This window comes from Marinobacter sp. CHS3-4, from assembly GCF_030053415.1.
In the GTDB taxonomy this organism is placed as follows: domain Bacteria; phylum Pseudomonadota; class Gammaproteobacteria; order Pseudomonadales; family Oleiphilaceae; genus Marinobacter.
Window position 1 is genome coordinate 444,533 of the sequence record NZ_JASGBJ010000001.1, and the last position, 25,043, is coordinate 469,575.

Consider the following 25,043-nt stretch of genomic DNA (forward strand, 5'->3'; position numbering starts at 1 on the left):
GAATTACTCACCCACTACCCGAGCTTCGACCCGGTTCCGCCCACTCTGCTTGGCTGAATAAAGCGCCTGGTCTGCCAGTCTGAGGAATTCGGCCTGGCTATAGCCGTTCCTCGGGATTCCGGTTGCCACGCCAATGCTGATGGTGAACTGAATGTTCTGATCATCCCATGGAACGGTTTGCTCAGCGATGTCCTGGCGTAGCTGCTCAAATCGCTGTATGAGCTCTGCCTTGTCGTCGTAACTAGAAAATACGGCGAACTCTTCTCCGCCGAAGCGACTCAGGCGGTCTGTGTCGCGCCGGAAATGAGCACGCATTCGGTCTGCCAGCATCCTCAGACACTCGTCGCCGGCCTGATGGCCGAAGTTGTCATTAATGACTTTGAAGTGGTCAGCGTCGATCATGGCTACGGCAAACCCCGCCCGGTGGCGCTTGCACCATCGGAAGCTGGTGGTAAATTCCCTGTCGAAGTAGCTGCGGTTGCCCAGTTGGGTCAGGTCGTCCGTCACGCTGAGTCGAGCGAGAGTGGCATTGGCATCAGCCAGTTCGGCATTCAGTCTGCCAAGCTTGCGGTTCCAGTAGAACAGCAGTGTCAGCAGGACGATGGCCGCCAAGGCGATCTGAATCATCAGGGTGTAGTCCACGCTTTGCTTCAGCTCGACCCGGGACCATTTTTGTCGGATGGTTTTAAGTTCTTCATCCGTGAGGCTGTCGACCAGTTTCTGCATGATCTCCAACAGGATGGGCTCGTCATTTCGGGTGGCCACGCCCATAGACCAGTCAGCAGAGACCCGGCCAATCACTTTCAGGTCTGCCAGTCCGAGTTCTTCCATAGTTTTGTTCGCCGTATCCAGGGTCGTGATGTAGGCAGCCAGTTCCCGTTCCTGAACTTTTCGTAGACCATGGCTTTCATTTTCAACTTCCACCAGATTGATGCTCGGGTTTCTGCTCCTCAGGAGTTCCACGAAGGCGTAGTCACGCACAATGCCAATGGGTTGATTGCCAAGTTCGTCGGGCGAGGTGATGAAGGGGGTGTCGATACGGCCCACCATGACACTGGGAAGCTGGAGGTAAGGGTCGGTGAAGTTCAGAAACTTCTCCCGTTCCGGTGTTGGCATCGCCATGGGGAACAGGTCGCACTCTCGGTTCTTCGCGGCGATCATTGATTCAGACCAGCTTTCGGTTTCCAGCGGTTTGAATGCAATGTCGGATTTTTCCCGGAAAAGCTGGACGATGTCTGCGGAAATACCCACGTGCTCGCCCGTTGCGTTAATGCCTTCCAAAGGCATCCAATCCGGGTCCAGGCACAGTGTCAGGGCGTGGTTGTGTTTAGCGAGCCATCTCTGCTCCTGCGGTTCGAACGTAACCGTTCCAGAGGCCTGTGGTTCGGTCTTGGACGCGCCGAGCCAGCGATTCTTGATGGTGTTCATTTCCGTGGGTGAGATGGCATTCAGACCCTGATCGATGATTTGCGCAACCGGCGCAAGGTCGTCGCGCACACCAAACCGCAGATCTTCCCCCTGGGTGCCATCCACGGAGATCTCGCCGGCAATGGATACACTGGGAATGTTGAGCATGCGAATCCAGTGATTACCGTTTGGCAGTGCTGCTAGTGTTACGTCAACGGTACCATCGGCCAGCGCTTCAAACATGGCTCGCTGAGAGGTAAAAGAGAGTACCTGGTCCCCTAGCGCATCCCGTATCGCTTTTTCGTAATAGATGCCGGCGCCGATGGCAACGCGATACCCTCGAAGGTCTTCCCATCGGTCAAAACTCAGTGTGTTGTCCAGCGTGAACGCCACATTCGGGATCACATGGTAGGCCTTGGAGAAACGGGCAAACTTGTCGCGTTCTTCGGTTCTCGACATGTTCGCCATCACATCAATGTTTCCGTCCACAAGGGCGGGATAAAGCTCTGACCATTGCCCTGAAACCGGAATGATCCGAAGTCCGGTCAGGTCGGCTATCCGGTTCATTAAATCGACGCTCAGGCCTTGCAGTGTTCCTGCGTCCCGGAAACTGAACGGGGAGTAGTCCTGCATGAATCCGACTCTGACTGGGCCAAGGCGGCTGACGTATCGGCTCAGAGGTTCACTCAGCTGAAAGCCATTGCTCCCATTGACGCTTGCACCCCCATAATCTCGCCAGCGTTGCAGCAATTTGGCAATGTGCTCTTCTGGAATGGCCTCCAGAGCCTGCTGCAATCGATCCCTTAGCTTAACCCTGCCTTTGTGTACGCCAAGCCTGAAGTCCTCGATGGCCAGCTCGCCCAGTGGCGCCTGCCCCGCAATCTTGAGGAATGGAAAACCGGCCTGGTGCGCGTAGTACTGCAGAGTAAGTTTTGGCCCGACAATTCCGTCTACCCATCCAAAAGCCAGGGCTCGAATCAGCCCACCTGTGGACTCGTAGGTTTTCAGTGTGATGTCGGGCTGGGTGAGGGCATCCTTATAGAAAATTTCACTGAAAACGCCAATGCGCTTCCCCTCAAGATCGTCCAGAGAGTTGATGTCGCCGAGGGGGTTATCAGGGTGATGCATCAGGTACGTTTGCCGGATGTGGTAAGGCTCGGTAAACAGGATCTTCTCGGCCCGGCTTTGGCGATAGGAGATGCTGTCGATAACGTCGATATCGCCGTTCAGAAAGGCGCTGTAGATTTCGGACCAGTTCCCGGCCTGGAATTGAAGTTCCAGATCGGCGTTCTCCCCGATCTTGCGTAATACGTCGACGGAAAAGCCGGAAGCATTGCCGTCTTTAAAGCTCGAGTAGGGCATGTTGTTGTCAACGATGCCAACCGAAATACTGCTCGGAATGTCAGCGCGCGCAGACATCGTCGCGACCACGACAATCGTCGCCAGAAGCCAGCATATCGGCTGAAATCTGGAAAATGGCAGGGAGACGGGAATCGAGCGGGCGCGCATCAACGGGCAAAAATCCTTCTGGTGACGCTCTCAGTGTAGACGCTGATCAGTGATTTTGAAGTGGATTCGGGTTTTTCATCGGGTCGCGATGGTAGACTGCGCCAACAGTCGATTGGGGAAATCACCATGGGATTAATGTTTGAAGAAATCGACAGCCAGCCTTCTGCGCTGGGCGAAATCACCCTCAGGCGTCGACGCATACCGGCGCTGGGGGAGCGGGATATATTCGAAGTGAAGCTGGGCGATGAATTCCTGATGTCCAGCATGTTTGTGGATGCGGAAGTGGCCCTGGCGGATCTGGGCCTTACGATGGCCCATGGTGATTCTCTGGACGTCGTGGTAGGCGGCCTGGGTCTGGGCTATACCGCAGAGGCCGCCTTGCGACATGATCGGGTTAATGAACTGCTGGTGGTGGATGCTCTGGACACTGTTATCCAATGGCATCAGCAGGAAAAAGTGCCGTTGGGCAAAGTGTTGAATGACGATCCGCGGTGCCGCTATGTGTTAGGTAGCTTTTTTGACTTCGCGGTGTCCGACGCTGGATTTGATCCGGAATCCCCTGGACGGCTGTTTGATGCCATCCTGCTGGATATCGATCACTCGCCACGAGCGTTGCTGAACGAGTCCAACGCCAGTTTCTATACGGTCGAAAGTCTGGGAAAGATGGCGCGTTTCCTTCGGGCTGGCGGTGTCTTTGCCATGTGGTCCAACGATCCCCCTGATGAGCCATTTATGCAGACGCTTCGGGAGCTGTTTACCGATGTCGATGCCAGGGTTGTGTCTTTCTACAACCCGTTTCAGAATCGCGAATCCACCAACACCGTTTATCTGGCCAGAACCCCGGAGAGTTGATCTGATGAGCGTTACGCAAACGATTGACTGGACGACAACCCCGGCTGCGGTCTGGCGTCGGCATCGCTCGGGCCTGCGAGGTATCCGCCGACTGGATCCGGTGCAGTGGGAAAGCCTTAAGGGCATTGATCGTCAGCGTGACGCATTGGGCCGCAATACCGAGCGGTTTCTATCCGGGGAGCCCTCCAATAATGCGTTGTTGTGGGGGTCACGTGGTACCGGTAAGTCATCTCTGATCAAAGCGCTTCTGAACCGCTATCGGGATCAGGGCTTGCGTATGATTGAGGTGGATAAGGACGACCTGGTCAATCTGCCGGAGATCGTCGATGACCTGTGGGAGCTGCCGTACCGTTTTGTCATTTTCTGCGACGATCTGTCTTTTGATGTGGGCGAGTCTGGATACAAGGCGTTGAAAAGCGTTCTGGAAGGTTCGCTGGAATTGCCGCCGGAGAATGTCAGAGTCTACGCCACCTCCAACCGCAGACATCTGATGCCGGAATTCATGTCTGACAACGTGAAAAGCGAGGTTCGCGACGGAGAGCTTCATCCGGCCGAGGCCATCGAAGAACAGGTGTCGCTTGCGGATCGGTTCGGGCTTCAGTTGTCTTTCTATCCGTTTCCCCAGGATACCTATCTGGAGACCGTGGATTCCCTGTTTCCGGAGGTCAAGGACCGTGCCGCCCTGCATCAGGAAGCCATTCGTTTTGCCACTGCCAAGGGGGTACGAAACGGGCGTACGGCTCAGCAGTTCTATCGCCAGTTTGCGGGCACGTTTGACTGAGCTAATCAGCTCGTACCTTAACGCCTACTCCCTCTCTGCCATTTTCAGAAAGTGACGGCGGATAGCGCGTACGGTGAAATACACCAGTACGAGTATGGTTGGAATGGCGATGCCCAGAAGAAGCGGCTTGTTAAAGCTGACGCCGGATTCTTCCGCCACATCCATGGCCATCCGGAGCAGAGCGATCAGGTAATAGGAAATCACCACCACGGAAAAGCCTTCCACGGTGTGCTGCATCATCAGTTGAACCTTGGACCGCTGGTTCATCGCGGCAAGTAGTTCCTGGTTCTGGCGCTGCAATTCAAGCTCCACTCGGGCGCGCATCATGTCGGAAGCCCTGCCGATCCGGAGAGACAGATCGTCGAGACGGTTGTTGACGGATTCGCAGGTTTCGGCAGCTGGCGTCAGGCGCCGGTTCATGAACTCCCGGATGGTCAGGTGGCCGGACAGCTCGTCTTCGCGCAGTGCCTCCAGCCGCGCCAGGACCAGTTTGTGATAGGCGCGGGTGGCCGAAAACCGAAAAGTGGAATGGGCCCGAAAATCTTCAATTCGCGCTGCCATATCGGTCAATTCAGCCAGAACATGGGGTTCATCCACACCTGTGTCGTTGGTCAGGGATTCTGTGATCTCCGCCAGTGTCTGATCCATGTGGTTAAGATCAGACGTCATGTTTCGCGCCACTGGTAATGCCAGCAGGGACAGCAGCCGATAGGTTTCAGCCTCCATCAGCCGCTGGGTCAGTCGTCCCAGCTGGTTGTTCGGCAAGCCCATGTTGAGAACCATAAACCTGCCGAAGCCATCATCGTGCAGTTTGAAAGAGCTCCATACCCGGGCCTTGCCTTCCGCCGGTCTGCTGCCAATCAGCCGGTATCCGTCAAAATAATCCCGGATGACGGCCAGGTCTGGCTCTTCATTTTCTTCTGCTTTCTGCAGGTCCAGGTGGAAAGCCGCGACCACCGTGCCGGTCAGGCGCTCCAGCCATCCGTCGGGCAAACTGGTCAGGCCGGTATGTCGAAAGGGACGATGGTTTCCCGTTGGACCAAAGTGAATGAAGGTATACGCCGTGAACTCCATGTGCAGTTCACGGCGGATCTTGAAGTCACCAAAGGTCGATTCGAGGCAGCTCTTTTCTTCCGAGGGCGCAGGCTGGCCCAGTTCCTCGTGCAGTTCCTGCCAGTGCCGAAATTGCGCTTTGCGCTGCTCTGGCGTGGTCATTACCGCAAGATGAGACACCTGGGACGGGCAGGGCAGAACCTGAAACGGCTGGGTATGGAGCTCGTTATAGAGCGACTCCCGAAGGGGATGGAAATCGAGTTTCTGAAACGTCGGATCCACTATCCTGTCCTCGACCGGCGGCCTTGCTGGGCGATTCACAGCTTGTGACTATAACAGTAGCTGCTCTGCGCACTGCTGCAAGAAAGCAGGGGTTGCAGTGGCCTGCCGTATGCCAGATCAAGCGTCTGACTTCCCCGCTGCAAGCTTCAGGAATCTGCGTCGCATCGATCGCACCGTCACATACACCAGCCCAAGAGTGACAGGAATCGACAGCCCCACCAGCAGCGGTTTGTTGAAATCAAAACCGGCTTCCTGTGCCACGTCCATCGCCATTCTCATCAGCGCGATCAGGTAGTAGGCGATCACCACTACCGAGAATCCCTCTACCGTGTGTTGCATCATCAACTGTACTTTTGACCGGTCGTTCATCGAGGTCAGCAGTTGCTGATTCTGGCTCTGAATCGCCAGTTCCACCCGCATCCTCATCATGTCTGATGCCCGGCTGACTCTCTTGGAGAGGTCGTCCAGGCGCTCACTGACCGATTCACAGGTTTCAACCGCAGGCGTCAAACGACGGGTCATGAACTCCCCGATGGTCAGGTGTGGGGACAGCTCGTCTTCGCGCAGCACGGCCAGCCTTGCGAGCACAAGCTTGTGATACGCCCTGGTGGCCGCAAACCGGAACGTGGATTGTGCGCGGAATGCCTCAATCTGCGCCGCCATATCTGTCAGATTTTTCAGTACGTCAGGCTCATCGACTTCGCCGTTACCAGTGAGAGACTGGGTAATGTTGGCCAGGCCCTGGTCCATGTCATTCAGTGCCGGGGTCATGTCACGCGCTACCGGTAGCGCCAGCAAAGACATCAGGCGATAAGTCTCCAGTTCCATCAGCCTCTGGGTCAGGCGGCCCAGTTGGCTATCAGAAAGCCCGTTGTTGATGACAAGAAAACGCCCGAAGCCGTCGCCATGAAGCTTGAATGAGCTCCAAACGCGAGCCTTCCCTTCGGCCGCGCGACTGCCAATCAGCCGCTCGCCTTCGAAATAATGACGAACGGTTGCCAGGTCGGGCTCTTCCTCCGGTGGCCGAAGATCCATATGAAAGGCCGCAACGGTCGTCCCTGTCAGTTTGTCCAGCCAGCCGTCGGGGAGCTTGGCCAGTCCGGTGGTGGTGAACGGTTCTTCGTCTTCCGATTTGCCCAGGTTGATGAACGTATAGGACGTGAACTCCATATGGAGTTCACGTCGCACGCGAATATCGCCGAACGTGGATTCAAAGCAGCTTTCTTCATCATGGGGAATGACATGCCCCATGTGTGCGTGCAGATCCTGCCAGTGCCTGAATTGTTGTGCTCGCTGTTCGGGGGTGGTCAGTAGTGCAATGTGGGTAACTTGCGAAGGGCAAGGCAGCACCTGGAACGGACGGGCATGCAGTTCGTTGTAGAGAATTTCCCGGAGTGGATGAACCTCAAGGGTATTCACGGGCGGTTTCACGAGATTTTCCTGGGCGATTGAGCCGTTTGAGTGAGTGGACCCACACCCTAAACGCTTGGTTACTTCTTGAACACACGACCTGTGGCTTAAGACTCAGGTAGGGATACCGTGAAACGAACGCCGCCTGCCTCGTTCGCAGCCTGAATTCTGCCGCCGTGGTGTTCGGCAATCAGTCGCGCAATCAGCAGGCCCTGGCCAAGGTGGCCTTCCTGACTGGAACTTCTTACCGAAACAAAGGGGCTGAATATATCCCGGGCCAGTTCCTCGGGTAGTTCAGAGCCTTCGTTGAACACGCTCAGTAGCAGGTGACGGGGTCCCGACTCCAGTTGGATGTCGATGCGGCCTTTTTCGGGGGTGAAGTCCCGGGCGTTGTCGACCAATTTGTCCAGCAACTGCACCAGTAATTCCGGCGAGCCGTGGCAGGGAACATCCTGGGACGGGCCTTTGTAAGTGATTTCAAAGTCCGGGGCCAGCGCCTGATACGCCTGTGCGGTCTGGGCACAGACATCCGCCAGATCAAACCGTTCCTTTTCGGCGTGGTCCAGGCTCTGTTCCAGCCGGGCTGCTTCGCTCATACCATGGAGTATCTGGCTGAGGCGATCCGTTGCGCTTCTTGCCCGGGCCAGGTAATTTTCCCGGTCTTCATCGCTGCTGCTATGTGCCAGGTTCTCCAGAGAGGAACGTACTACGGCAATGGGTGTTTTCAGTTCGTGGGACAAGCGCCGGGAGAAGCTTTCCAGGTAGTGGGTATAGCCATGGAGTCGTTCGGTGAGGTGCGTGAACTGACGGGAGAGATCCCCCAGTTCGTCTTTGGCTTTGGCGGGCGGCAGGGTATGCAGCAAGCGGCCATCCTCATCAATGCTGCCGCTGACCGCCCTTTGCAAACGGGTAATACGCCAGGATAACCAACTGGCGTAACCCAACAGCACCAGCATGAGCCCCACCAGCAAGATCATACTGCGGGCGATAACCGACCCCAGCGTGCTGCCAGACAGTGTCAGCATCTGATCAAGAGACTCTTCAAGCACCAAGGTGTGGCCACCGGGTAGTGATTGGGTGGTGAGCAGATAAAGGTCGCCGTCATTGTGTCGTACCAGACCTTCGTCCGGCATGGTCGCGTCGTTGAACTGTCGCGAATGGTGATCGATCGGCTGGGGATCCGGCTGATAGGCCCTCACCAGGGCACGTAGACCATTCAGGCTGATGCGCTCGAGAATCTGGAACGGCGTCAGGCTTTCGAAATCCGGTGCGGACTGGGTTGCGGGTTGTGCCTGCCGGCCAATCACCCACCCCTGCGGCTCCAGAATCCATGCGTTCTGGCCCGGCGCAATCAGTTGGCTCAGCCGTTGTTCCAGCGCTGCCTGCCGGCTCAGAATGCGTGCGCTGGGCTGTTTGAAAAGTACCCGGGTTGCACTGTCTGATTCGGCGGCTGGGCCAACCAGTTGGAATCCGAAATTGCCACCCTGTTCGGGTCGCGGCATGCGCAGCTCCAGTTGGTGACCGTTATCCCCGGTAAATTCCCAGTAACCGCGAAACCGATAATCCAGTTCTGACTCATGGCCTGGGATCCGGCTGGTCACCTGGCCCCGCCCCAGACTGCGGATGCGTCGTTCGATCATGCCCCGTGGCTGCTCCAGAAACAGGCGAAGTTCGTCGAACGCCCGGTCCGGTTGCGATGGGTCGTAGAAGTAACGGTTGCGTTGTTTGATTCGAATCAGCAGATAAAGGTCCTCGCCGTGAACCGCTACCCGCCAGCTCAGCCGCGATCCGTCGGCAAGCTGATGGCTTTCCTGCCAGGGCTGCCGACCAAGTTCCTCGTCGTAATCTGGCCAGTCGGAACCAAAACCGTCCGGATTCAACGTGCGTTGGACGGTGGGTGCGTAAACCACAGGCTGAGTCTCTGTGGCTTCAACACCGTTGGACGAGGGCAGATGAATCAGTGCAGCCAGCCGGGTCGCCTGGTTTTGTAGCTGTGTGCTGGCTTGTTGGCGCAGTGCGCTATCGAGTTCCAGCACAAACTGAAGGCCGGCCCAGGGGATCAGCAGCATCAACAGGCTGGCGATGAACAATTGCCGTTTGAGGGTCACGACTTACGCCTCATGGGCATTCCAGCGATAGCCCATGCCGTAGGCGGTGTGAATGCCGTCGAACCCGCTATCGACGCCCAGAAATTTCCGGCGAATACGTTTGATGTGGGAGGTCACGGTGTTGTCGTCCAGTACCGTGCTGGCTGCTTCCATCAACTGGTCACGGCTGCGTACATGGCCCGGATGCTGAACCAGTGAATGCAGCATCCAGAATTCCGTGACGGTCAGCTCGATAGCCTGGCCATCCCAGTGGGCGGTCATGCGGTCCACGTTCAGGGACAGCCTGCCACGGTTCAGCACTTCATCTGGTTGTTTCAGTGCTTCCGACCAGGCATCGGCCCGTCGAAGCAGGGCCGTTACCCGAGCGAGCAGATGGTCCATGCTCATGTCTTTGGTGACGTAATCGTCAGCACCAAGGCGCAAACCATGCACCGAATCAATGTCGCTGTCCCGCGCGGTCAGGAAAATGATGGGCAGCGTGGCAGACAGCCCCCGCAAGTCCTGGCAAAGGGTAAAGCCGCCCTCAGGTTCATCGCCCAGGCCCACATCGATAATCGCCAGGTCCGGTAACGCTGTCCGCATCGCCTGAAAGGCGCTGGCCCGGTCGCCGTAGGTCGACACGCGGTAACCGCGACGCTCAAACGCATCGCGATAGTTCTCGCGGATGGCGGGCTCGTCTTCAATCAGCACAATATGACGCTTCATAACTCGAATCGGCTTCCTGTAAACACAGGGCCCATTTAACCACGGTGCGGTGTCAGAACAAGAGCGCAGAGCGCCTTCGCCACAATTCATCATTTTTTACCGGGCAGTTTGTCTTTTTCTGGCACCGGATCGTCTTTTCCGGTTGCTGAAATAGCCTGCAATCGCTCCCGATACGGAGCCGTTTCATCAGGCTGGAAAAGGAACCGAATTATGCTGCGAACCTACTCACTATCGATGCCCGCGCATCGCCAGAGCAAGCGAACAACCCTGCTTGATCGCCGTCGTGTTCGTCGAATCATGGAAGGTGTTTCTCTCTGGCTGGCAATGCTGCTGTTGCTGTTCGTTCAGCCCATATTTGCCGAAGCAAATGAGCGCGAACAGGGTGTGGGTCAGCTGCGATTTGTGGACAACCAGGGGCGAGCTACCGAATCGGCGACTTTGATTAATACCGATTATCAGGTGGACGTGACCGGCCTGATTGCCGATGTCCATCTGAAGCAGACCTTCCGCAACCCTAGTCAGAACTGGCGGGAGGCGGTTTTCGTGTTCCCGCTGTCAGAAGGAGCGAGTGTCTATGGCCTCACCATGACGGCGGGCGAACGCAGGATTGTGGGCGAAATCCGCGAAAAAGCGGTGGCCAAAAAGGAATACGCCAAAGCCAAGAGCGAGGGGCGGAAGGCCGCCAGGGTAGAGCAGCAGCGGCCGAACCTGTTCACCACGCATCTGGCGAACATACCGCCGGGCGAGGCCATTGTGGTGGAGTTGGATTACCAGCAGGCCGTTCGGTATCAGTCTGGCCTGTTCGAGCTGCGCCTGCCCACCACCATGACGCCTCGGTATATGCCGGGCAAGCCGCTGAATCAGAACCCGTTTGCTGGCCCCAGGCAGTGGCAGGGTGGTTGGGCGACTCCGACCGGAGAGGTGCCAGACGCAGACAAAATCAGCCCTTTTACTGTGCGGCGTTCCGATCTTCAGCCTGACAGCCATAACGCCACCGTAGTCATGAATATCAACGCCGGCCTGCCGGTAAGCCGTGTCAGTAGCCCCAGCCACAAGCTGAACTCAACCTGGAACGGTCATTCGGTGGAAGTCACGCCGGAGCAAACGACCATCCCAATGGATCGGGATATGGTGGTGCGTTGGGCGCCTGCAAGAGGCATGGCGCCATCGGCGGCCGTGTTTCAGGAGCAGTGGCAGGGCGAGGACTACCTGATGGCGATGATGATTCCCGGCCTGGAATCGGAACAGCGAATCGCCAGAGAACTGGTGTTCGTGATCGACACGTCCGGGTCGATGGCCGGAGAGTCCATACGTCAGGCCCGACAATCGCTGATGCGTGGTCTGGGCACCCTTGGCCCGGATGACACCTTCAACGTGATTCAATTTAACAGCCAGACGGCGTCCCTGTTCATGGGGTCGGTACCGGCCAACGGCAACAACCTGGCACGAGCACATCGCTATGTTCGCAATCTGACCGCTGACGGCGGCACGGAGATGGCACCGGCATTGGACGCGGCCCTTCAAGATCACCGCGTCGAGACGGTGGCCGGCAACCAGCGACTGCGACAGGTGGTTTTCATTACCGACGGATCTGTGGGCAATGAGGCCGCACTGTTTCGCCAGATTCGCCAGCAATTGGGTGATACCCGGCTGTTCACGGTGGGCATCGGTTCTGCCCCAAACATGCATTTCATGCGTGAGGCCGCCCGATACGGCCGTGGCACCTACACCGCCATCAGCAGCACATCGGATGTGAAACGCCCGCTCGATGAGCTGTTTGGCAAGATGGAATCGCCGGTGCTGACCGACATTCAGGTAGACTGGCCGCAAAGCGGCGCCAATCAGAATGCCCAGCCCAGAAGAATCGGTGACCTGTTCCTGGGCGAGCCGATGGTTCAGGTCGTACGTGGTCATCAGCCTAACGGTCGCCTGACGATGTCTGGCCGATTGCCAGACGGCAGTCAGTGGACCGAAACCCTGAATCTGGAAAACGCAGCCCTTGGATCGGGGCTGCATCGCGTCTGGGCCAGGGAGCAGATTGATGGACTGTTAGCGGCCCGAACGCTGGGGCAAAGCAAGGGCGAAGAATCAGAAACCACGGTGCAGGCGCAGGTAACCGCCCTGGGCCTGGAACACCAGTTGATCACTCCCTACACCAGTTTCCTGGCGGTGGACAAAACACCTGCCCGGCCTGCGGAATCGGCGCTTACCTCCGACAGTGTTCCGACGTTACTGCCCGCCGGCTCGAGCGCGGGCATGTTGCGATACCCCCAGACGGCCACTTGGGCCCCGCTAATGCAGGCGTTGGGTCTGCTCGGGCTGATGATCAGTGGCGCCATTGGTTTGCTCAGGCGGAGGGTCTTTGTATGAAATCCTTGCTGTGTCTTTTTACCGTGTCTTCTTTTGCTGCCCTGGCGTTCGGCTTGTGGATCCCGTTCAAGGCATTGATTGCTCAGGAATTACTGGAGCTGGCCTGGGCGGAAAGCCAGGCGCGACAACAACAGGTTCGGCCCTGGCCCTGGGCAGACACCTGGCCGGTTGCCCGGCTGAATTTTGCTGAGCCTCAGCAATCCATGATCGTTCTGGACGGTGCTCACGGCGAAAGCCTGGCCTTCGGGCCGGGACAGGTGTTTGGCGATGGTGGACGGGCCGGGCCAACGGTGATTGCCGGTCATCGGGACACTCATTTCAAAAGCCTCGAACACCTTAAGAGAGGCAGTAGACTGCGACTTCAGGATCGTGATGGTCAGTGGCGAAGCTTTCGGGTCAGCGCTACACGGGTGGTGGACAGTCGTCATCAATTGATCAACACCGATGCGCTACCGGAAGACGCGCTTTTGTTGGTGACCTGCTACCCGTTTGATGGCCTGGAAAGCCGAGGACCGCTACGCTATGTGGTAGAAGCCGTAGCAACGTCTAGTGGATATCCGTCAGTTGTCGAAAGCTGAAATTGGCGTACACTTGTGCGCCATATAACAGCCACAGAGTGTTTTAAATGGGATTGCTGAGAAAAGTGCTCGCCTGGTTGAGCGTACCGGTGATTTGCCTGTTCGCTCTGCTTTTCTATCTGGCGCGGCCTTTTAACCCGGATAACAACCGATATCTGGCCTGGGTGATCGCCAGGGTGGGAAGAGCCCTTCTGGGCATTCAGTGCACCGTAAGCGGCAAAGACAACATACCCACCGACCGCCCCACCGTGGTCATTGCCAATCATCAACACAACGACGACCTGTTCATTCTGGGTGACTTACTCCCCCGCCGCACGGTGACTGTTGGCAAGTCCTCTCTGGTGTGGGTGCCGTTTTTTGGGCAGGTGTTCTGGCTAGGTGGCAACGTGATAATCAATCGGGGACGATCCACCAAAGCCGTTGCGGTGATGCGGGCGACGGCCAATGCCATTCGGGAAGAGCGCAAAAGCCTGTGGGTGTTCCCTGAAGGCACTCGCAGCCGTGGTCGTGGCCTTCAGAGCTTCAAGAAAGGGGCGTTTCATTCTGCTGTTGCGGCCGGTGCGCCGATTACCATGATCTGTGTCAGCCCCTATCACGACAAGACATCGGGCTGGAGCGGGCGACGTGAGTCGGTCAGCATCCGCGTCCTGCCGCCGGTGGAAACGGACGGTCTGACATCGGACGATATCCCCAACCTCATGCGTGATTGCCATGAGGCCATGCAGAAGACCATAGAAACGCTGCCAACCAGTAGCTGATCCGTAGTGTGACGGCGGTCAGCGGAAGTGCTTGAAGCAAATCTGGAAAACGGGCAGTCTCCCGATAGGCTAGTTGGCAAGTCACTCGGCCTCATTGAATCGAAAGGTGGGTTATGAATCTGATTCTGTTTCTGATCATCGGTGGTATTGCAGGCTGGCTCGCGGGCCTGATCATGAAGGGGCGCGGGTTTGGCATCATGGCCAATATTGGCATTGGTATTGTCGGGTCCTTTCTCGGGGGCTTCGTGTTTCGTCTGCTTGGCCTGGCCGCACAGGGGGCTGTCGGGGAGCTGGTGACGGCGACCGTCGGTGCCGTGCTGCTGCTGGCGATCGTTAGCGCCATCAAGAAGGCCTGACGATGATCGTACCCGTTACCGCAGTATTTGCGGCCGTACTAGGTTTGCTTCTTCTGGTCCTGTCGTCCCTGGTGGTGCGCTACCGTCTCAAGTTCAAAAAGGGGCTGGGCGTTACTGAGGATAGAGGCTTCCAGGCCGCCGTAAGGGCACAGGCCAATCTGATCGAATACGCGCCTATGGCGTTGATTATGCTGGCCATTGCCGAACTTAACGGCGTGCCCAGCACATGGGTGTACTGGAGTGGCATGGGGCTGGTGGTAGGCCGGTTATTGCACGCCTTCGGCATGATCAATGGCAAGGGAGGTCCGCATGTGGCGCGTCTGGCGGGCACCGTTCTGACCTGGCTGGCCATTCTGGTGGTGGCCCTGCTGCTTATCTGGAACGTGGTTCAGGTTTACGGGTAGCCGCGCCGGCATTGGGTACCGGCCCTGGTTACAGGGCCCGGGCCATATCCACAATGGTGTATTCCAGCTCGAGGCGCCGGTTGGCCGCGTGATCTTCGGGCCTGGCCAGCGGTTTATCACTGCCCCATCCTGTCATGGATATCTGAGAGTCTCTCGCCCCCTGTCGAATCATCAGTTTGGCCGCGGTGCTTGCCCGCAATCGCGACAGAAACTGATTGTATTCACCCACCCCGAAGACATCCGAGTGGCCATGAATGTGCACACTGGCCCCAGGGTTGTGTTTTAGCCATAGAGCATGCTGGCGCAGCAATGCCTGGTCTTCCTCGTTGAGACGGTGCTGGTTGAAACCGAAGTGAAAACGCAGCCGATGCGGGCGCTTCGGAGTCTGATCCGTCGTTGCCACTTGCAGGGGCATCCCTGCGGCTAGAGAGACACTGGCAAGCAATGTCGGGTTGTCCAGTACAAGTACAGTCATGATGAATTCCTCGACGATGTTATCTGTTCTTTTTATTGTTCCGGCAACTATTCGTGTTGGCCGGAACAACCGCAATAGGCGAATGGTCTTACCCTTTCGCTTCAGGTTCATTACACCGCGAAAATAAGGCCACGCTGTGGTAAAAAGCAGGATCGTTAAGGCGAACTATGATGAATTATGACAACCCCCTGAATGACACTTGCTGATCTATGCTGATTCTCCCCGTCGAAAAATCCGTGAACTGGAAACGCCCACCCTGGATGACCCTGGGGTTGATGCTGACTTGTCTGCTGGTGTTCGTTTTTTATCAGGGCGATGACAATCGCCTGGCCAACGAAGCCATCGAGGCGTATCTGGAGTCCGATCTCCAGGCCCTGGAAGCGCCGGCGTATGAGGATTATCTGCAGCGCAAGATCCGCCTCGATGGGGAGCAGAGTCGTGTCGAGCAGTTGCAGAATTTTACCCAGTTAAGGGAGCAGGGCGAGGACTTCTGGATTGCGGCTTCTCTGGTGTTCGATGCAGAGTTCTACAATTATTTGCTGGCGAACCGGTCGGTCATTTGGGCACCCGAACAGCGCCGGACCTGGATGGAACAGCGCAGCGAGATCCAGACGCAATACGTGAACCGGATGAGTGCCCGGCAACTGGGACTGGTGCCTGCAGAGATGTCGCTGTATACGCTGATTACTCACCAGTTTCTGCACGGTGGCTGGGGCCACATCATCGGTAACCTGGTGTTTCTGTTCCTGCTGGGTTTCACCGTGGAAAAGGCGCTAGGGCCGGGCAAGTTCCTGATGGCCTACTTGCTCTGTGGTGCGTTCGCCGGCCTGGTGTTCTCGGCGTTTTCGGCCAGCAGCCCGGTGCCATTGGTCGGTGCTTCCGGCTCTATTTCGGGCTTGATGGGCATGTATGTGGCCATCTTCGGATTGCAGAAAATCCGGTTTTTCTACTTTGTGGGGGTGTATTTCAATTACGTCCGTGCACCCGCGCTGGCCATGTTACCGGTGTGGCTGGGCAAGGAAATCTATGATTACTGGTTCGCCGGGGCCACGGGTATTGCCTACATGGCTCACGCTGGCGGCCTGATCGCGGGTGCCGGTCTGGTCTGGTTGCTGGGTAAAAGCTGGCTTCAGGTGAAAGAAGAGTTTTTTGAACCGGAAGAAGAGGAACAGGACGAAAGGTTCACCACCGGTTACGCCCAGGCGATGGCCAGTCTCGGACGCATGGAATTTGATCTGGCAACCCGCCAGTTCCAGGCATTACGCGCTCATTATCCTGATCGCCTGGTGCTGCTGGAGCACTTGTATCAATTGGCCAAGTTGCGGCCGGATCAGCCGGCTTACCGTGAGTATGCGAAAGAACTGATGCACGAAACCCTGGCGCGCCGACAGCCCGAACGCACCATTGAAATCTGGGGAGAATACATGCGGCTTGGCGAGAGCCATGGGCCTCTGGACGCGGAAGATCACAACCGTGTGCTCTTTACGTCGCTGAAAAACGACGACCTGAAGTCCGCCGAGCGGGCGTTTGAGCGCCTGCGCAGTGCCGGGGACCAGAGCCTGGCCAGTGAGGCCTGTCGGTTGCTGGTTGAAGAGTTTGATAAACGCCAGATGTCCCCCAAGGCACGCCATTACCGCCAGTTGCTGTCTAACGGCGTTTGATGGCGCGGGTTACTCTACGTTAAATGACGCTTTGGGGCCCTTCAGTGGCTCGCGGTTTTGCGCCTGTTGCAGGTACACATCAATCTGCTCGTGCAATGGGTGGTTCACGCAGCGTTTTTTGATAAACGTCAGAAACGCCGTCGCTTTTTCCCATTGTCCCAGCCCGTTGGCCAGGGCTTGCGCCACGGTAAGATAGGCCGGTGGCAAGCATTCGCTGTCGGGAAAACGCTTGTGGAAATCCTGCAGCAGCTTTAGCGCTGGCTTGAACTGGCCCCGGTGATACAGGGTTTTTGCGCACTGCAGCGCCAGTTCCGGGTCATTCAGGCGAAAGCCAGGTTCAACACTCTCAATCTTTTCCAGCAAACTTGCCATGCTGTCGCCGTCGTTCTTGTCCGCCAACATGGTGAGCAGCCGTGGATGATAGCGGTAGATTTCCTGCCGGTCGTCACGGGCCACCAGCAGGGCGTACATCTGCGCCAAACGGTGCGCATTGTCCGGGTCACGCTTCAGGCTTTCTTTAAGCATCGACTGAACCCGATCGTAGTTGCCGTCTTTCAGGTTCATATCGATATCTGCCTCAAGCCGGTGGCTGCGGTCGCGGCCCTGCATTTCCGACAGACTTTCCTCGTCCTGATGGTCGCTGGCAAAGCCCAATTCTTCCTGATACTGGAACAGCAGATACCCCAGCATGTGGAACAGAATCAGGGTAAAGGTACTGTTGAGGAACCCCGCCACAATATTGGCCAGTTGAGGTGCAAAGTGGTTATAGGCGAATTCCTGGGCGGCGCCCGATGCCATGGAAATCAGGATGAGGTACAGATAAAGCAGGAAGTAAGAGCTGCCGATTCGTGAAATCAGCACCGCCAGATTCATCGGGTTGACTGCTGCGATGACCGAGTGCTCCATCGCCAGCACCATGACGCTGGCTGGCAGTGCAAGTAGAACCAGTGCCACAGCCACCATCATCAGGATTGGCCCGCCCACCATGCCGGCGGTGGTGACCAGCGCCCCCATCAGGATGAACACCAGCAACTGCAGTATCACAATGTCGAAACCGCTTCCGGTGAAGGCCACCGACAGGGGGGGCGGCTTCATGTGGCCCTCGGCCGTGTGTCTGACCACGGCATAGGTGTATTTCAGCAGAGCCAGCACCAGCACAAGGGTCACGATAAGACCGATCAGGTTGTTGCTGAGCAGCAAGGGCACCAGTGTGCAGATCGCGATAACTGCCAGTGGATCGGTACTGAAGGGGTAGCGAAAGAATGCTCCGATCCGGTTCCAGAACGGGACCACCTCAGTAGCGGCACCCAGATAGCGCATTGACCGGTTGCAGATAGGGCATAGGGCGTGCTGTTTGCGATGATCTGCGTCAGGCATGCAACGCGAGCAGAAGTGGACCTGGCATTCGCCGCAATGCCATTTGGCCGGGTCGCCCGGATGGTAGTGGCAGTCGTGTTTCACAGTGGTTCTGGCTCGGACAATCAGAGAGTATAGGTGTAATGATGGCAGATGGTGGCCTGGGTCACCAGTTGCCAGTCTGGTAAATCTGGCACACGACGGGAGACGTATGACACTGACCGCGCGCATTTTTCAGGAGGCTGTTTGGAACAGGTAGGGGAACGGCTGCAAGAGCGAAGCCGAGAGGACAGCCATTTTCAGGACGGTGAAGACACCACGCCGGAGCGGCCCTATACCTGGCGAGGTATTCTGTCTCTGGCGCTTAAGCATAAGCCGCGCCTGGTCCGGGCGAACCTGTTAGCGATATTGGCCACGGCCGTTAGTGTTCCGATCCCTCTGCTATTACCGGTACTGGTGGATGAAGTCCTGCTGGATGAGCAGGGCCCGGTTCTGCCTTTCATGCAGACCTTTTTGCCCGAGGCCTGGCACACACCGGTGGTCTACATCAGCCTGATGGTGGTGACGGCGTTCCTGCTGCGATTGCTGGCGCTCAGTTTCAATGTGGCCCAGTCCCGGGAGTTTTCGAAGATTTCCAAAGACGTGGTGTTCCGGATCCGGTCGCGCTTGTTAGGGCGGTTGCGTCGGGTCGCCATGTCTGAGTACGAGACCCGTGGTTCCGGCGGTATCACCAGCCATTTCATCACCGACCTGGACACCATCGACCAGTTTTTGGGCACCACCATCAGCCGCTTTCTGGTGGCCAGCCTGACAGTGACCGGCACGGCCTTTGTGCTGGTGTGGGTTCATTGGCAACTGGGCTTGCTGATTCTGCTGTTCAATCCGCTGGTGATTTTTCTCACCATGCTGATCAGCAAACGAGTCAAGGAACTCAAACGTCAGGAAAACAGCGCCTACGAGGATTTTCAGGGGGATCTCACGGAAACCCTGGACGCCATACACCAGCTGCGCGCCGCCAACCGTGAAGGCCATTACCTGCAGCATCTGGTGTCCCGAGCCCGCACGGTGCGTGATCACGCCATCCAGTTCGAGTGGCGCAGCGATGCGGCCAGTCGCGCCAGCTTTGCCCTGTTCCAGTTCGGCGTGGATACCTTCCGCGCCGCTGCCATGGTGACAGTGCTGTTGAGTGACCTGAGCATTGGCATGATGTTCGCCATCTTTGGCTATCTCTGGTTCATGCTCACGCCGGTTCAGGAAATGCTGAACATGCAGTACGCGTGGTTTGCCGCTAACGCAGCCCTGGGTCGAATTAACCGGTTATTGGCGCTGAAAGAGGAGCCCCGGTATCCCGCATTGGAAAACCCGTTCCGCGATCGTCACACGGTGGATATGACGCTGAAAAACATTCACTTCAGCTATGGCGACGAACCGGTACTACGGGGCATTGATCTACACGTCGCCGCCGGAGAAAAGGTTGCTGTGGTCGGGGCCAGTGGCGGCGGAAAATCTACGTTGGTTCAGGTCATTCTTGGTCTCTACACAGCGCAGGAGGGGGAGATCCTGTTCAATGGCGTGCCGGTTCAGAAAATCGGTTTACCGTGCCTGAGGGAAAACGTGGCGACGGTGCTCCAGCACCCGGCCCTGTTCAACGATACCGTGCGGCAAAATCTGACGCTGGGCCGCACCAAGAGCGACAATGAGCTCTGGCAGGCGCTGGCAATCGCCCAGCTGGATCATACGGTGGCCGATATGCCGGATGGCCTGGATACCATGATTGGTCGTCAGGGTGTCAGGCTGTCGGGTGGTCAACGGCAGCGCCTGGCCATTGCCCGAATGGTGTTGTCCGATCCGTCGGTGGTGATTCTGGATGAGGCCACGTCCGCTCTGGATGCGGAAACCGAATACCAGCTGCACAAGGACCTGGAAGCCTTCCTTAGGCAGCGAACGACGTTGATCATCGCTCATCGGTTGAGCGCCGTTAAACAGGCAGACCGCGTGTACGTTTTCGAGGATGGTTTTATTACCGAAGAAGGGCATCATGATGAATTGATCGCTCAGCAGGGGCTATACGCCCAGCTGTACGGTGATCGTCAGATGTAGGGCTTGCCGAACTTCAAGGTTACTTTAGATAACAATATTTATTGATCTGACGCATTTCGCGACCGTATTTCCTGACATCGCCGGACAACTTCTGCCATTTATCTGCATTATGCAACTATAATTGAGTCGTAGAGTGCCGGCAGGCGCGCTCTTATCTCTACAGAGAAAATATAAGTGAAGAAAAACACTGCGGCCGCGATGCTTTTAACCTCCGCGCTTTTGATAGCAGTATCCCTGCCTGTCATTCCGTCACGGATGAAGCGCTCGAACCGGATATTCGACGCTTACTTCAAGATATAAATAACGAGAAATCCACATGACGACAGCGGTGAACACCCAGTCTTACGAAAAAAATTTACGCGAGCGCACCGATCGCCAGGTGTTGTTCATTCTGCTGGCCCACATACCTGTGGTTGGCCTATTGGTGCCGATGAATTACGGGACCACGACGTTTGCTCTGGTCTCCTCGCTGCTGGTCGGTGGCCTGGCCGCAGCAGGCTATTTTACCCTTCGCGGCACCCGGGTATTGTCCTGCCTGTATGCGATCTGCCTGATGCTGTTCTCTGCGATCATGATCCAGGCCCAGCTGGGGCGGATTGAAATGCACTTTCATATCTTTGCCGCGCTCGCTCTGGTCATTATCTATCGTGACTGGCTTCCCGTGGTGGTCGCCGCCGGTGTGATTGCGGTTCACCATCTGGCACTGACGGGGCTTCAGCTGGGTGGAGCCTCACTCGACGATATGTCGTTGATGGTGTTCAACTACGACTGCAGCTGGTCGATTGCGTTTCTCCATGCTGCGTTTGTTGTGTTTGAAGCGGCGATCCTTGTGTTCTTTTCACTTCAAATGGGTGCAGAGCAGAAACAGTCAATCGAGATTATCGAGATTGTCCGCGGGTTCGACGGTAATAACGACCTGACGGTTCGTCTTGAAAACGCCGATAAGAGCGCAACGGCGACCTCGTTCAACAACATGCTCGACCGGATTGTGGAGTTGATTGCAAAGCTCAGAGAATTGTCGACGCAGCTGCGTTCGAACGCGGACGGAATGACCGCTGTGAGTGACACCACCAGGGAAATAGCCAACGAACAGCAGCTACAGACGGACCAGGCGGCGACGGCGACTAACGAAATGTCTGCCAGTATCCAGGAAGTTGCCAGCAACGCCCAACTGGCTTCCGAGGCTGCGACCAAGGCTTCTGAGGCCGCCACACGGGGTGGCGAGGCAATGAGTAACGCGTCGAACCTGACCGAGGCGACCAGTGAGGCTTTGGAAAGCAGCGCGAAAAGAGTGGACGAGCTGGGCGAAAAAATCGAATCCATTTCTTCCGTCGTCGGCTCAATAAATGCGATTTCGGAGCAAACCAACCTGCTGGCTCTGAATGCTGCCATCGAGGCGGCAAGAGCCGGTGAACATGGTCGCGGATTTTCGGTCGTAGCAGACGAGGTCAGGGCGCTTTCCCAGCGAACGCAGGAATTTACTGATCAGATTCGTGCGACGGTTGATGAATTGAGCGAGATTTCTGAAGCGACCAAAGCTTCGATGGAGATGGGGCGCACGCGATCTTTGGAGTCCACACGCGCAATGCGTGAAACCGAGGAGGCCATACGAGAGGTTGAGGTTGCCATCAACGAGGTTTCCGATATGAACCATCAAATTGCGTCGGCTTCTGAAGAGCAGGCAACCACGTCGCTACAGATCAACGAGAACATTCACTCCGTGGCCACTCGCAACAACGATGTCGTGTCTGAGGCCGAGCGTGTCAGGACGATGGCAAACGGACTTGAGTCGGTGACCGAAAAACTGGACGATCTGGTAAAACTTTATCGCATCTAATCTGCTCGAAACCTGAAACGGGTGAGTTTTCCGGCTCTACGACCTCTGTCTGGTATTCACAGCAGTGATGCCGAACATTCATCAGCCTTCGGTTGAACTCTTTCTAATTGCTGCAATAGTTTAGGATAAGTTCATACTAGGGAGTCTTTCCATCAGTCTGGGGTCGTCGGACATTGACGGTTGGGCGATTGATGAAAGGGCTTCGCAGAGCCTTCCGGAATCTTCGCATAACGACGGAAAAGGAGGCACCACATGTCGAAACAAAGTCTCAGTAAAGACAGTCTGAACACCCTTTCCAGCCTTGATGCTGGCGGCAAAACGTTTAATTACTACAGTCTTCCCAAAGCGTCCGAGACCCTGGGAGACCTGAATCGTCTTCCGTTTTCTCTGAAAGTGCTGATGGAAAATCTGCTGCGCAACGAAGACGATTCCACCGTGGATCGCTCCCACATTGATGCCATGGTGCAGTGGATGAAAGACCGTCGGTCTGACACCGAAATCCAGTTCCGCCCAGCCCGGGTGCTGATGCAGGATTTTACCGGGGTTCCCGGCGTGGTGGATCTGGCGGCCATGCGTGCCGCGGTCAAAGAGGCTGGCAAAGATCCGGCGATGATCAACCCGCTGTCGCCCGTCGACCTGGTCATCGATCACTCGGTGATGGTGGACAAGTTTGGTGATGCGTCGTCGTTCAAGGACAACGTGGCCATTGAAATGGAGCGCAATGAGGAACGCTACGAGTTCCTGCGCTGGGGCCAGCAGGCTTTCGATAACTTCCGTGTGGTGCCGCCAGGTACCGGCATCTGCCACCAGGTGAACCTTGAATACCTGGGCAAAACTGTATGGCAGAAAGAGATCGACGGCAAAACCGTGGCCTATCCCGACACGCTGGTTGGCACAGATTCTCACACCACGATGATCAACGGCCTGGGCATTCTGGGCTGGGGTGTTGGCGGTATCGAGGCGGAAGCTGCGATGCTGGGCCAGCCAGTGTCTATGCTGATTCCGGAAGTGGTTGGTTTCAAAATCACCGGCAAATTACGTGAAGGTATTACCGCCACCGATCTGGTGCTGACGGTTACCGAAATGCTGCGCAAGAGAGGCGTGGTGGGCAAGTTCGTCGAATTCTATGGCGACGGACTGAAGGATATGCCGGTGGCTGACCGGGCCACGATTGCCAATATGGCGCCAGAATACGGTGCCACGTGTGGCTTCTTCCCGGTGGACGAACAAACCATCAAGTACATGAAGTTAACCGGTCGTGACGAAGAGCAACTTGAACTGGTCGAAGCCTATGCCAAAGCTCAGGGTCTGTGGCGCGAACCCGGCCATGAGCCGGTCTATACCGACAAGCTCGAGCTGGACATGGGCGAAGTAGAGGCCAGCCTGGCTGGCCCGAAACGTCCTCAGGACCGTGTGGCCCTGAAGAACATGAAGTCGGCCTTCGAACTGATTATGGAAACCAGCGAAGGTCCGGCAGAGCCCAACGACCACAAACTGGAGTCTGAAGGCGGTCAAACCGCCGTGGGTATCGACAAGAGCTATGAGCACGCCGCCAGTCAGCCGCTGACCATGAACGGCGAAACGACCCGGCTGGATCCAGGCGCCGTAGTGATTGCGGCCATTACTTCCTGTACCAACACCTCGAACCCCAGCGTGATGATGGCCGCCGGCCTGATTGCGCAGAAAGCGGTTGAGAAGGGTCTGAATACCAAGCCCTGGGTCAAAACCTCCCTGGCGCCAGGTTCCAAGGTTGTGACCGACTACCTCCGGGTGGGCGGGTTCCAGGACGACCTGAACAAGCTTGGCTTTAACCTGGTGGGCTACGGCTGCACCACCTGCATCGGTAACTCCGGTCCGTTGCCGGACGCCGTGGAGAAGGCCATCAACGACGGTAACCTGACGGTGGCGTCTGTGCTGTCTGGCAACCGCAACTTCGAGGGCCGGGTGCATCCCAATGTGAAAACCAACTGGCTGGCGTCACCACCCCTGGTAGTGGCCTATGCGCTGGCCGGAAATGTACGGCTGGATCTGTCCAAGGACCCGCTTGGCGAGGATAAAGACGGCAACCCGGTCTACCTGAAAGATCTCTGGCCCAGCCAGCAGGAAATTGCCGAGGCCGTCGAGAAAGTCAAAACCGACATGTTCCATAAGGAATACGCCGAGGTTTTCGATGGCGACGCTACCTGGCAGGCCATCAAGGTGCCGGAAAGCAAGGTATACGAGTGGTCTGACAAGTCCACTTACATCCAGCATCCGCCGTTCTTCCAGGGATTGAAAGAAGAGCCGGACGCGATCGAAGACATCAAGGACGCCAACATACTGGCGATGCTCGGGGATTCTGTCACCACCGACCACATCTCACCGGCCGGTTCCTTCAAGCCGGATTCGCCCGCCGGAAAGTATCTGCAGGCGAACGGTGTCGAGCCCAAGGATTTCAACTCTTACGGTTCCCGTCGGGGTAACCATGAGGTAATGATGCGTGGCACCTTCGCCAACGTGCGCATCAGGAATGAGATGCTTGACGGCGTCGAAGGTGGCTTTACCAAGTTCGTGCCTACCGGCGAACAGATGGCCATCTACGATGCGGCCATGGAGTATCAGAAGAAGGATACGCCGCTGGTGGTCATTGCCGGTAAGGAATATGGCACCGGTTCCAGCCGCGACTGGGCGGCCAAGGGCACGCGCCTTCTCGGTGTGCGCGCTGTGGTCGCGGAATCCTATGAGCGGATTCACCGGTCTAACCTCATCGGTATGGGTGTTATGCCTCTGCAGTTCCCTGAGGGCACGGACCGCAAGAGCCTGAAACTGACGGGTGAGGAAACAATCAGCATCGAAGGGCTTTCCGGAGAGATCAAGCCTGGCCAGACCCTGACCATGACGGTGAAGTACAAGGACGGCTCGACTGAAAGCTGCGACCTGAAATCACGGATTGATACCGCCAATGAGGCGGTGTACTTCAAGCACGGTGGTATCTTGCACTATGTAGTGCGGGAGATGCTCAAATCAGCCTGAGGCTGACCGCCGCATGAAGAAACCCGGTG

18 protein-coding genes are annotated in these 25,043 nt (G+C 56.8%); 11 read left to right on the forward strand and 7 right to left on the reverse strand.

Translation table 11 applies throughout. From position 1 onward, the window contains the following. Nucleotides 1-3 precede the first annotated feature (3 nt). On the reverse strand, nucleotides 4-2,826 hold the full coding sequence (locus tag QLQ17_RS02055) for a transporter substrate-binding domain-containing diguanylate cyclase (protein WP_283207873.1): 2,823 nt from the start codon (nucleotides 2,824-2,826) through the stop codon (nucleotides 4-6). A 216-nt stretch (nucleotides 2,827-3,042) separates the two neighbouring features. Between QLQ17_RS02055 and QLQ17_RS02060 the strand changes: the two genes are divergently transcribed. Beyond that, on the forward strand, nucleotides 3,043-3,768 hold the full coding sequence (locus tag QLQ17_RS02060) for a polyamine aminopropyltransferase (RefSeq protein ID WP_283207874.1): 726 nt from the start codon (nucleotides 3,043-3,045) through the stop codon (nucleotides 3,766-3,768). Nucleotides 3,769-3,772: 4 nt separating this feature from the next. Further along, the gene (locus QLQ17_RS02065) at nucleotides 3,773-4,549 is read left to right on the forward strand and encodes an ATP-binding protein (RefSeq protein ID WP_283207875.1); all 777 of its coding nucleotides are present in this window, start codon (nucleotides 3,773-3,775) and stop codon (nucleotides 4,547-4,549) included. 24 nt (nucleotides 4,550-4,573) lie between these two features. Here the strand turns inward: QLQ17_RS02065 and QLQ17_RS02070 are convergent, their stop codons facing one another. The 4 genes from QLQ17_RS02070 to pdsR all read right to left on the reverse strand — a co-directional run bounded on the left by QLQ17_RS02070 (nucleotide 4,574) and on the right by pdsR (nucleotide 10,107). Continuing rightward, complete coding sequence (locus QLQ17_RS02070; protein ID WP_283207876.1) at nucleotides 4,574-5,884, reverse strand: DUF3422 family protein; 1,311 nt, start codon at nucleotides 5,882-5,884, stop codon at nucleotides 4,574-4,576. Between the two features lie 117 nt (nucleotides 5,885-6,001). Beyond that, on the reverse strand, nucleotides 6,002-7,315 hold the full coding sequence (locus tag QLQ17_RS02075) for a DUF3422 family protein (RefSeq protein WP_283207877.1): 1,314 nt from the start codon (nucleotides 7,313-7,315) through the stop codon (nucleotides 6,002-6,004). Nucleotides 7,316-7,401: 86 nt separating this feature from the next. Further along, a complete protein-coding gene (locus tag QLQ17_RS02080; RefSeq protein WP_283207878.1) occupies nucleotides 7,402-9,402 on the reverse strand; it encodes an ATP-binding protein in 2,001 nt (666 codons plus the stop codon). A gap of 3 nt (nucleotides 9,403-9,405) precedes the next feature. Then, on the reverse strand, nucleotides 9,406-10,107 hold the full coding sequence (gene pdsR, locus QLQ17_RS02085) for a proteobacterial dedicated sortase system response regulator (RefSeq protein WP_283207879.1): 702 nt from the start codon (nucleotides 10,105-10,107) through the stop codon (nucleotides 9,406-9,408). Between the two features lie 210 nt (nucleotides 10,108-10,317). Between pdsR and QLQ17_RS02090 the strand changes: the two genes are divergently transcribed. From QLQ17_RS02090 to QLQ17_RS02110, 5 genes are all read left to right on the forward strand, one after another. Beyond that, nucleotides 10,318-12,477 (forward strand): marine proteobacterial sortase target protein, encoded by a 2,160-nt coding sequence (locus tag QLQ17_RS02090; protein ID WP_283207880.1) that lies wholly within the window; start codon nucleotides 10,318-10,320, stop codon nucleotides 12,475-12,477. After that, nucleotides 12,474-13,055 (forward strand): class GN sortase, encoded by a 582-nt coding sequence (locus tag QLQ17_RS02095; RefSeq protein ID WP_283207881.1) that lies wholly within the window; start codon nucleotides 12,474-12,476, stop codon nucleotides 13,053-13,055. Before QLQ17_RS02090 ends, QLQ17_RS02095 begins: the two co-directional genes overlap by 4 nt. 47 nt (nucleotides 13,056-13,102) lie before the next feature. Continuing rightward, nucleotides 13,103-13,813 carry a lysophospholipid acyltransferase family protein gene (locus tag QLQ17_RS02100; RefSeq protein ID WP_283207882.1) on the forward strand — a complete coding sequence of 237 codons (711 nt, stop codon included), beginning with the start codon at nucleotides 13,103-13,105 and terminating at the stop codon, nucleotides 13,811-13,813. Between the two features lie 113 nt (nucleotides 13,814-13,926). Beyond that, nucleotides 13,927-14,169, forward strand: coding sequence for a GlsB/YeaQ/YmgE family stress response membrane protein (locus tag QLQ17_RS02105; RefSeq protein ID WP_283207883.1), 243 nt, complete (start codon nucleotides 13,927-13,929; stop codon nucleotides 14,167-14,169). Nucleotides 14,170-14,171: 2 nt separating this feature from the next. After that, on the forward strand, nucleotides 14,172-14,573 hold the full coding sequence (locus QLQ17_RS02110; RefSeq protein ID WP_283207884.1) for an MAPEG family protein: 402 nt from the start codon (nucleotides 14,172-14,174) through the stop codon (nucleotides 14,571-14,573). Nucleotides 14,574-14,601: 28 nt separating this feature from the next. Here QLQ17_RS02110 and QLQ17_RS02115 read toward each other — a convergent pair whose 3' ends face one another. Further along, a complete protein-coding gene (locus QLQ17_RS02115; protein WP_283207885.1) occupies nucleotides 14,602-15,048 on the reverse strand; it encodes an OmpA family protein in 447 nt (148 codons plus the stop codon). 209 nt (nucleotides 15,049-15,257) lie between these two features. Here QLQ17_RS02115 and QLQ17_RS02120 point away from each other — a divergent pair, with 209 nt between their 5' ends. Continuing rightward, entirely contained in the window at nucleotides 15,258-16,709 is a 1,452-nt protein-coding gene (locus QLQ17_RS02120; protein WP_283207886.1) for a rhomboid family intramembrane serine protease, read from the forward strand. A 9-nt stretch (nucleotides 16,710-16,718) separates the two neighbouring features. On the opposite strand, the gene QLQ17_RS02125 is transcribed toward QLQ17_RS02120, so the two are convergent. Beyond that, nucleotides 16,719-18,170, reverse strand: coding sequence for a hypothetical protein (locus tag QLQ17_RS02125; protein ID WP_283207887.1), 1,452 nt, complete (start codon nucleotides 18,168-18,170; stop codon nucleotides 16,719-16,721). A 243-nt stretch (nucleotides 18,171-18,413) separates the two neighbouring features. On the opposite strand from QLQ17_RS02125, the gene QLQ17_RS02130 reads away from it, so the two are divergent. The 3 genes from QLQ17_RS02130 (at nucleotide 18,414) to acnA (ending at nucleotide 25,014) form a co-directional block, all read left to right on the forward strand. Then, complete coding sequence (locus QLQ17_RS02130) at nucleotides 18,414-20,165, forward strand: ABC transporter ATP-binding protein (RefSeq protein ID WP_283209033.1); 1,752 nt, start codon at nucleotides 18,414-18,416, stop codon at nucleotides 20,163-20,165. Nucleotides 20,166-20,481: 316 nt separating this feature from the next. Continuing rightward, nucleotides 20,482-22,002, forward strand: coding sequence for a methyl-accepting chemotaxis protein (locus QLQ17_RS02135; protein WP_283207888.1), 1,521 nt, complete (start codon nucleotides 20,482-20,484; stop codon nucleotides 22,000-22,002). Nucleotides 22,003-22,254: 252 nt separating this feature from the next. Next, on the forward strand, nucleotides 22,255-25,014 hold the full coding sequence (gene acnA, locus QLQ17_RS02140; RefSeq protein WP_283207889.1) for an aconitate hydratase AcnA: 2,760 nt from the start codon (nucleotides 22,255-22,257) through the stop codon (nucleotides 25,012-25,014). Nucleotides 25,015-25,043: the final 29 nt, after the last annotated feature.

Excerpts from the sequence above, each read along its gene's own strand:
- QLQ17_RS02135 (WP_283207888.1), top strand. The coding sequence starts at position 20,482 with ATGACGACAGCGGTGAACACCCAGTCTTACGAAAAAAATTTACGCGAG.
- QLQ17_RS02065 (WP_283207875.1), top strand. The coding sequence starts at position 3,773 with ATGAGCGTTACGCAAACGATTGACTGGACGACAACCCCGGCTGCGGTC.
- QLQ17_RS02060 (WP_283207874.1), top strand. The coding sequence starts at position 3,043 with ATGGGATTAATGTTTGAAGAAATCGACAGCCAGCCTTCTGCGCTGGGC.
- QLQ17_RS02115 (WP_283207885.1), bottom strand. The coding sequence starts at position 15,048 with ATGACTGTACTTGTACTGGACAACCCGACATTGCTTGCCAGTGTCTCT.
- QLQ17_RS02110 (WP_283207884.1), top strand. The coding sequence starts at position 14,172 with ATGATCGTACCCGTTACCGCAGTATTTGCGGCCGTACTAGGTTTGCTT.
- QLQ17_RS02055 (WP_283207873.1), bottom strand. The coding sequence starts at position 2,826 with ATGTCTGCGCGCGCTGACATTCCGAGCAGTATTTCGGTTGGCATCGTT.
- pdsR (WP_283207879.1), bottom strand. The coding sequence starts at position 10,107 with ATGAAGCGTCATATTGTGCTGATTGAAGACGAGCCCGCCATCCGCGAG.
- QLQ17_RS02120 (WP_283207886.1), top strand. The coding sequence starts at position 15,258 with ATGCTGATTCTCCCCGTCGAAAAATCCGTGAACTGGAAACGCCCACCC.
- QLQ17_RS02100 (WP_283207882.1), top strand. The coding sequence starts at position 13,103 with ATGGGATTGCTGAGAAAAGTGCTCGCCTGGTTGAGCGTACCGGTGATT.
- QLQ17_RS02095 (WP_283207881.1), top strand. The coding sequence starts at position 12,474 with ATGAAATCCTTGCTGTGTCTTTTTACCGTGTCTTCTTTTGCTGCCCTG.
- QLQ17_RS02090 (WP_283207880.1), top strand. The coding sequence starts at position 10,318 with ATGCTGCGAACCTACTCACTATCGATGCCCGCGCATCGCCAGAGCAAG.
- QLQ17_RS02105 (WP_283207883.1), top strand. The coding sequence starts at position 13,927 with ATGAATCTGATTCTGTTTCTGATCATCGGTGGTATTGCAGGCTGGCTC.
- acnA (WP_283207889.1), top strand. The coding sequence starts at position 22,255 with ATGTCGAAACAAAGTCTCAGTAAAGACAGTCTGAACACCCTTTCCAGC.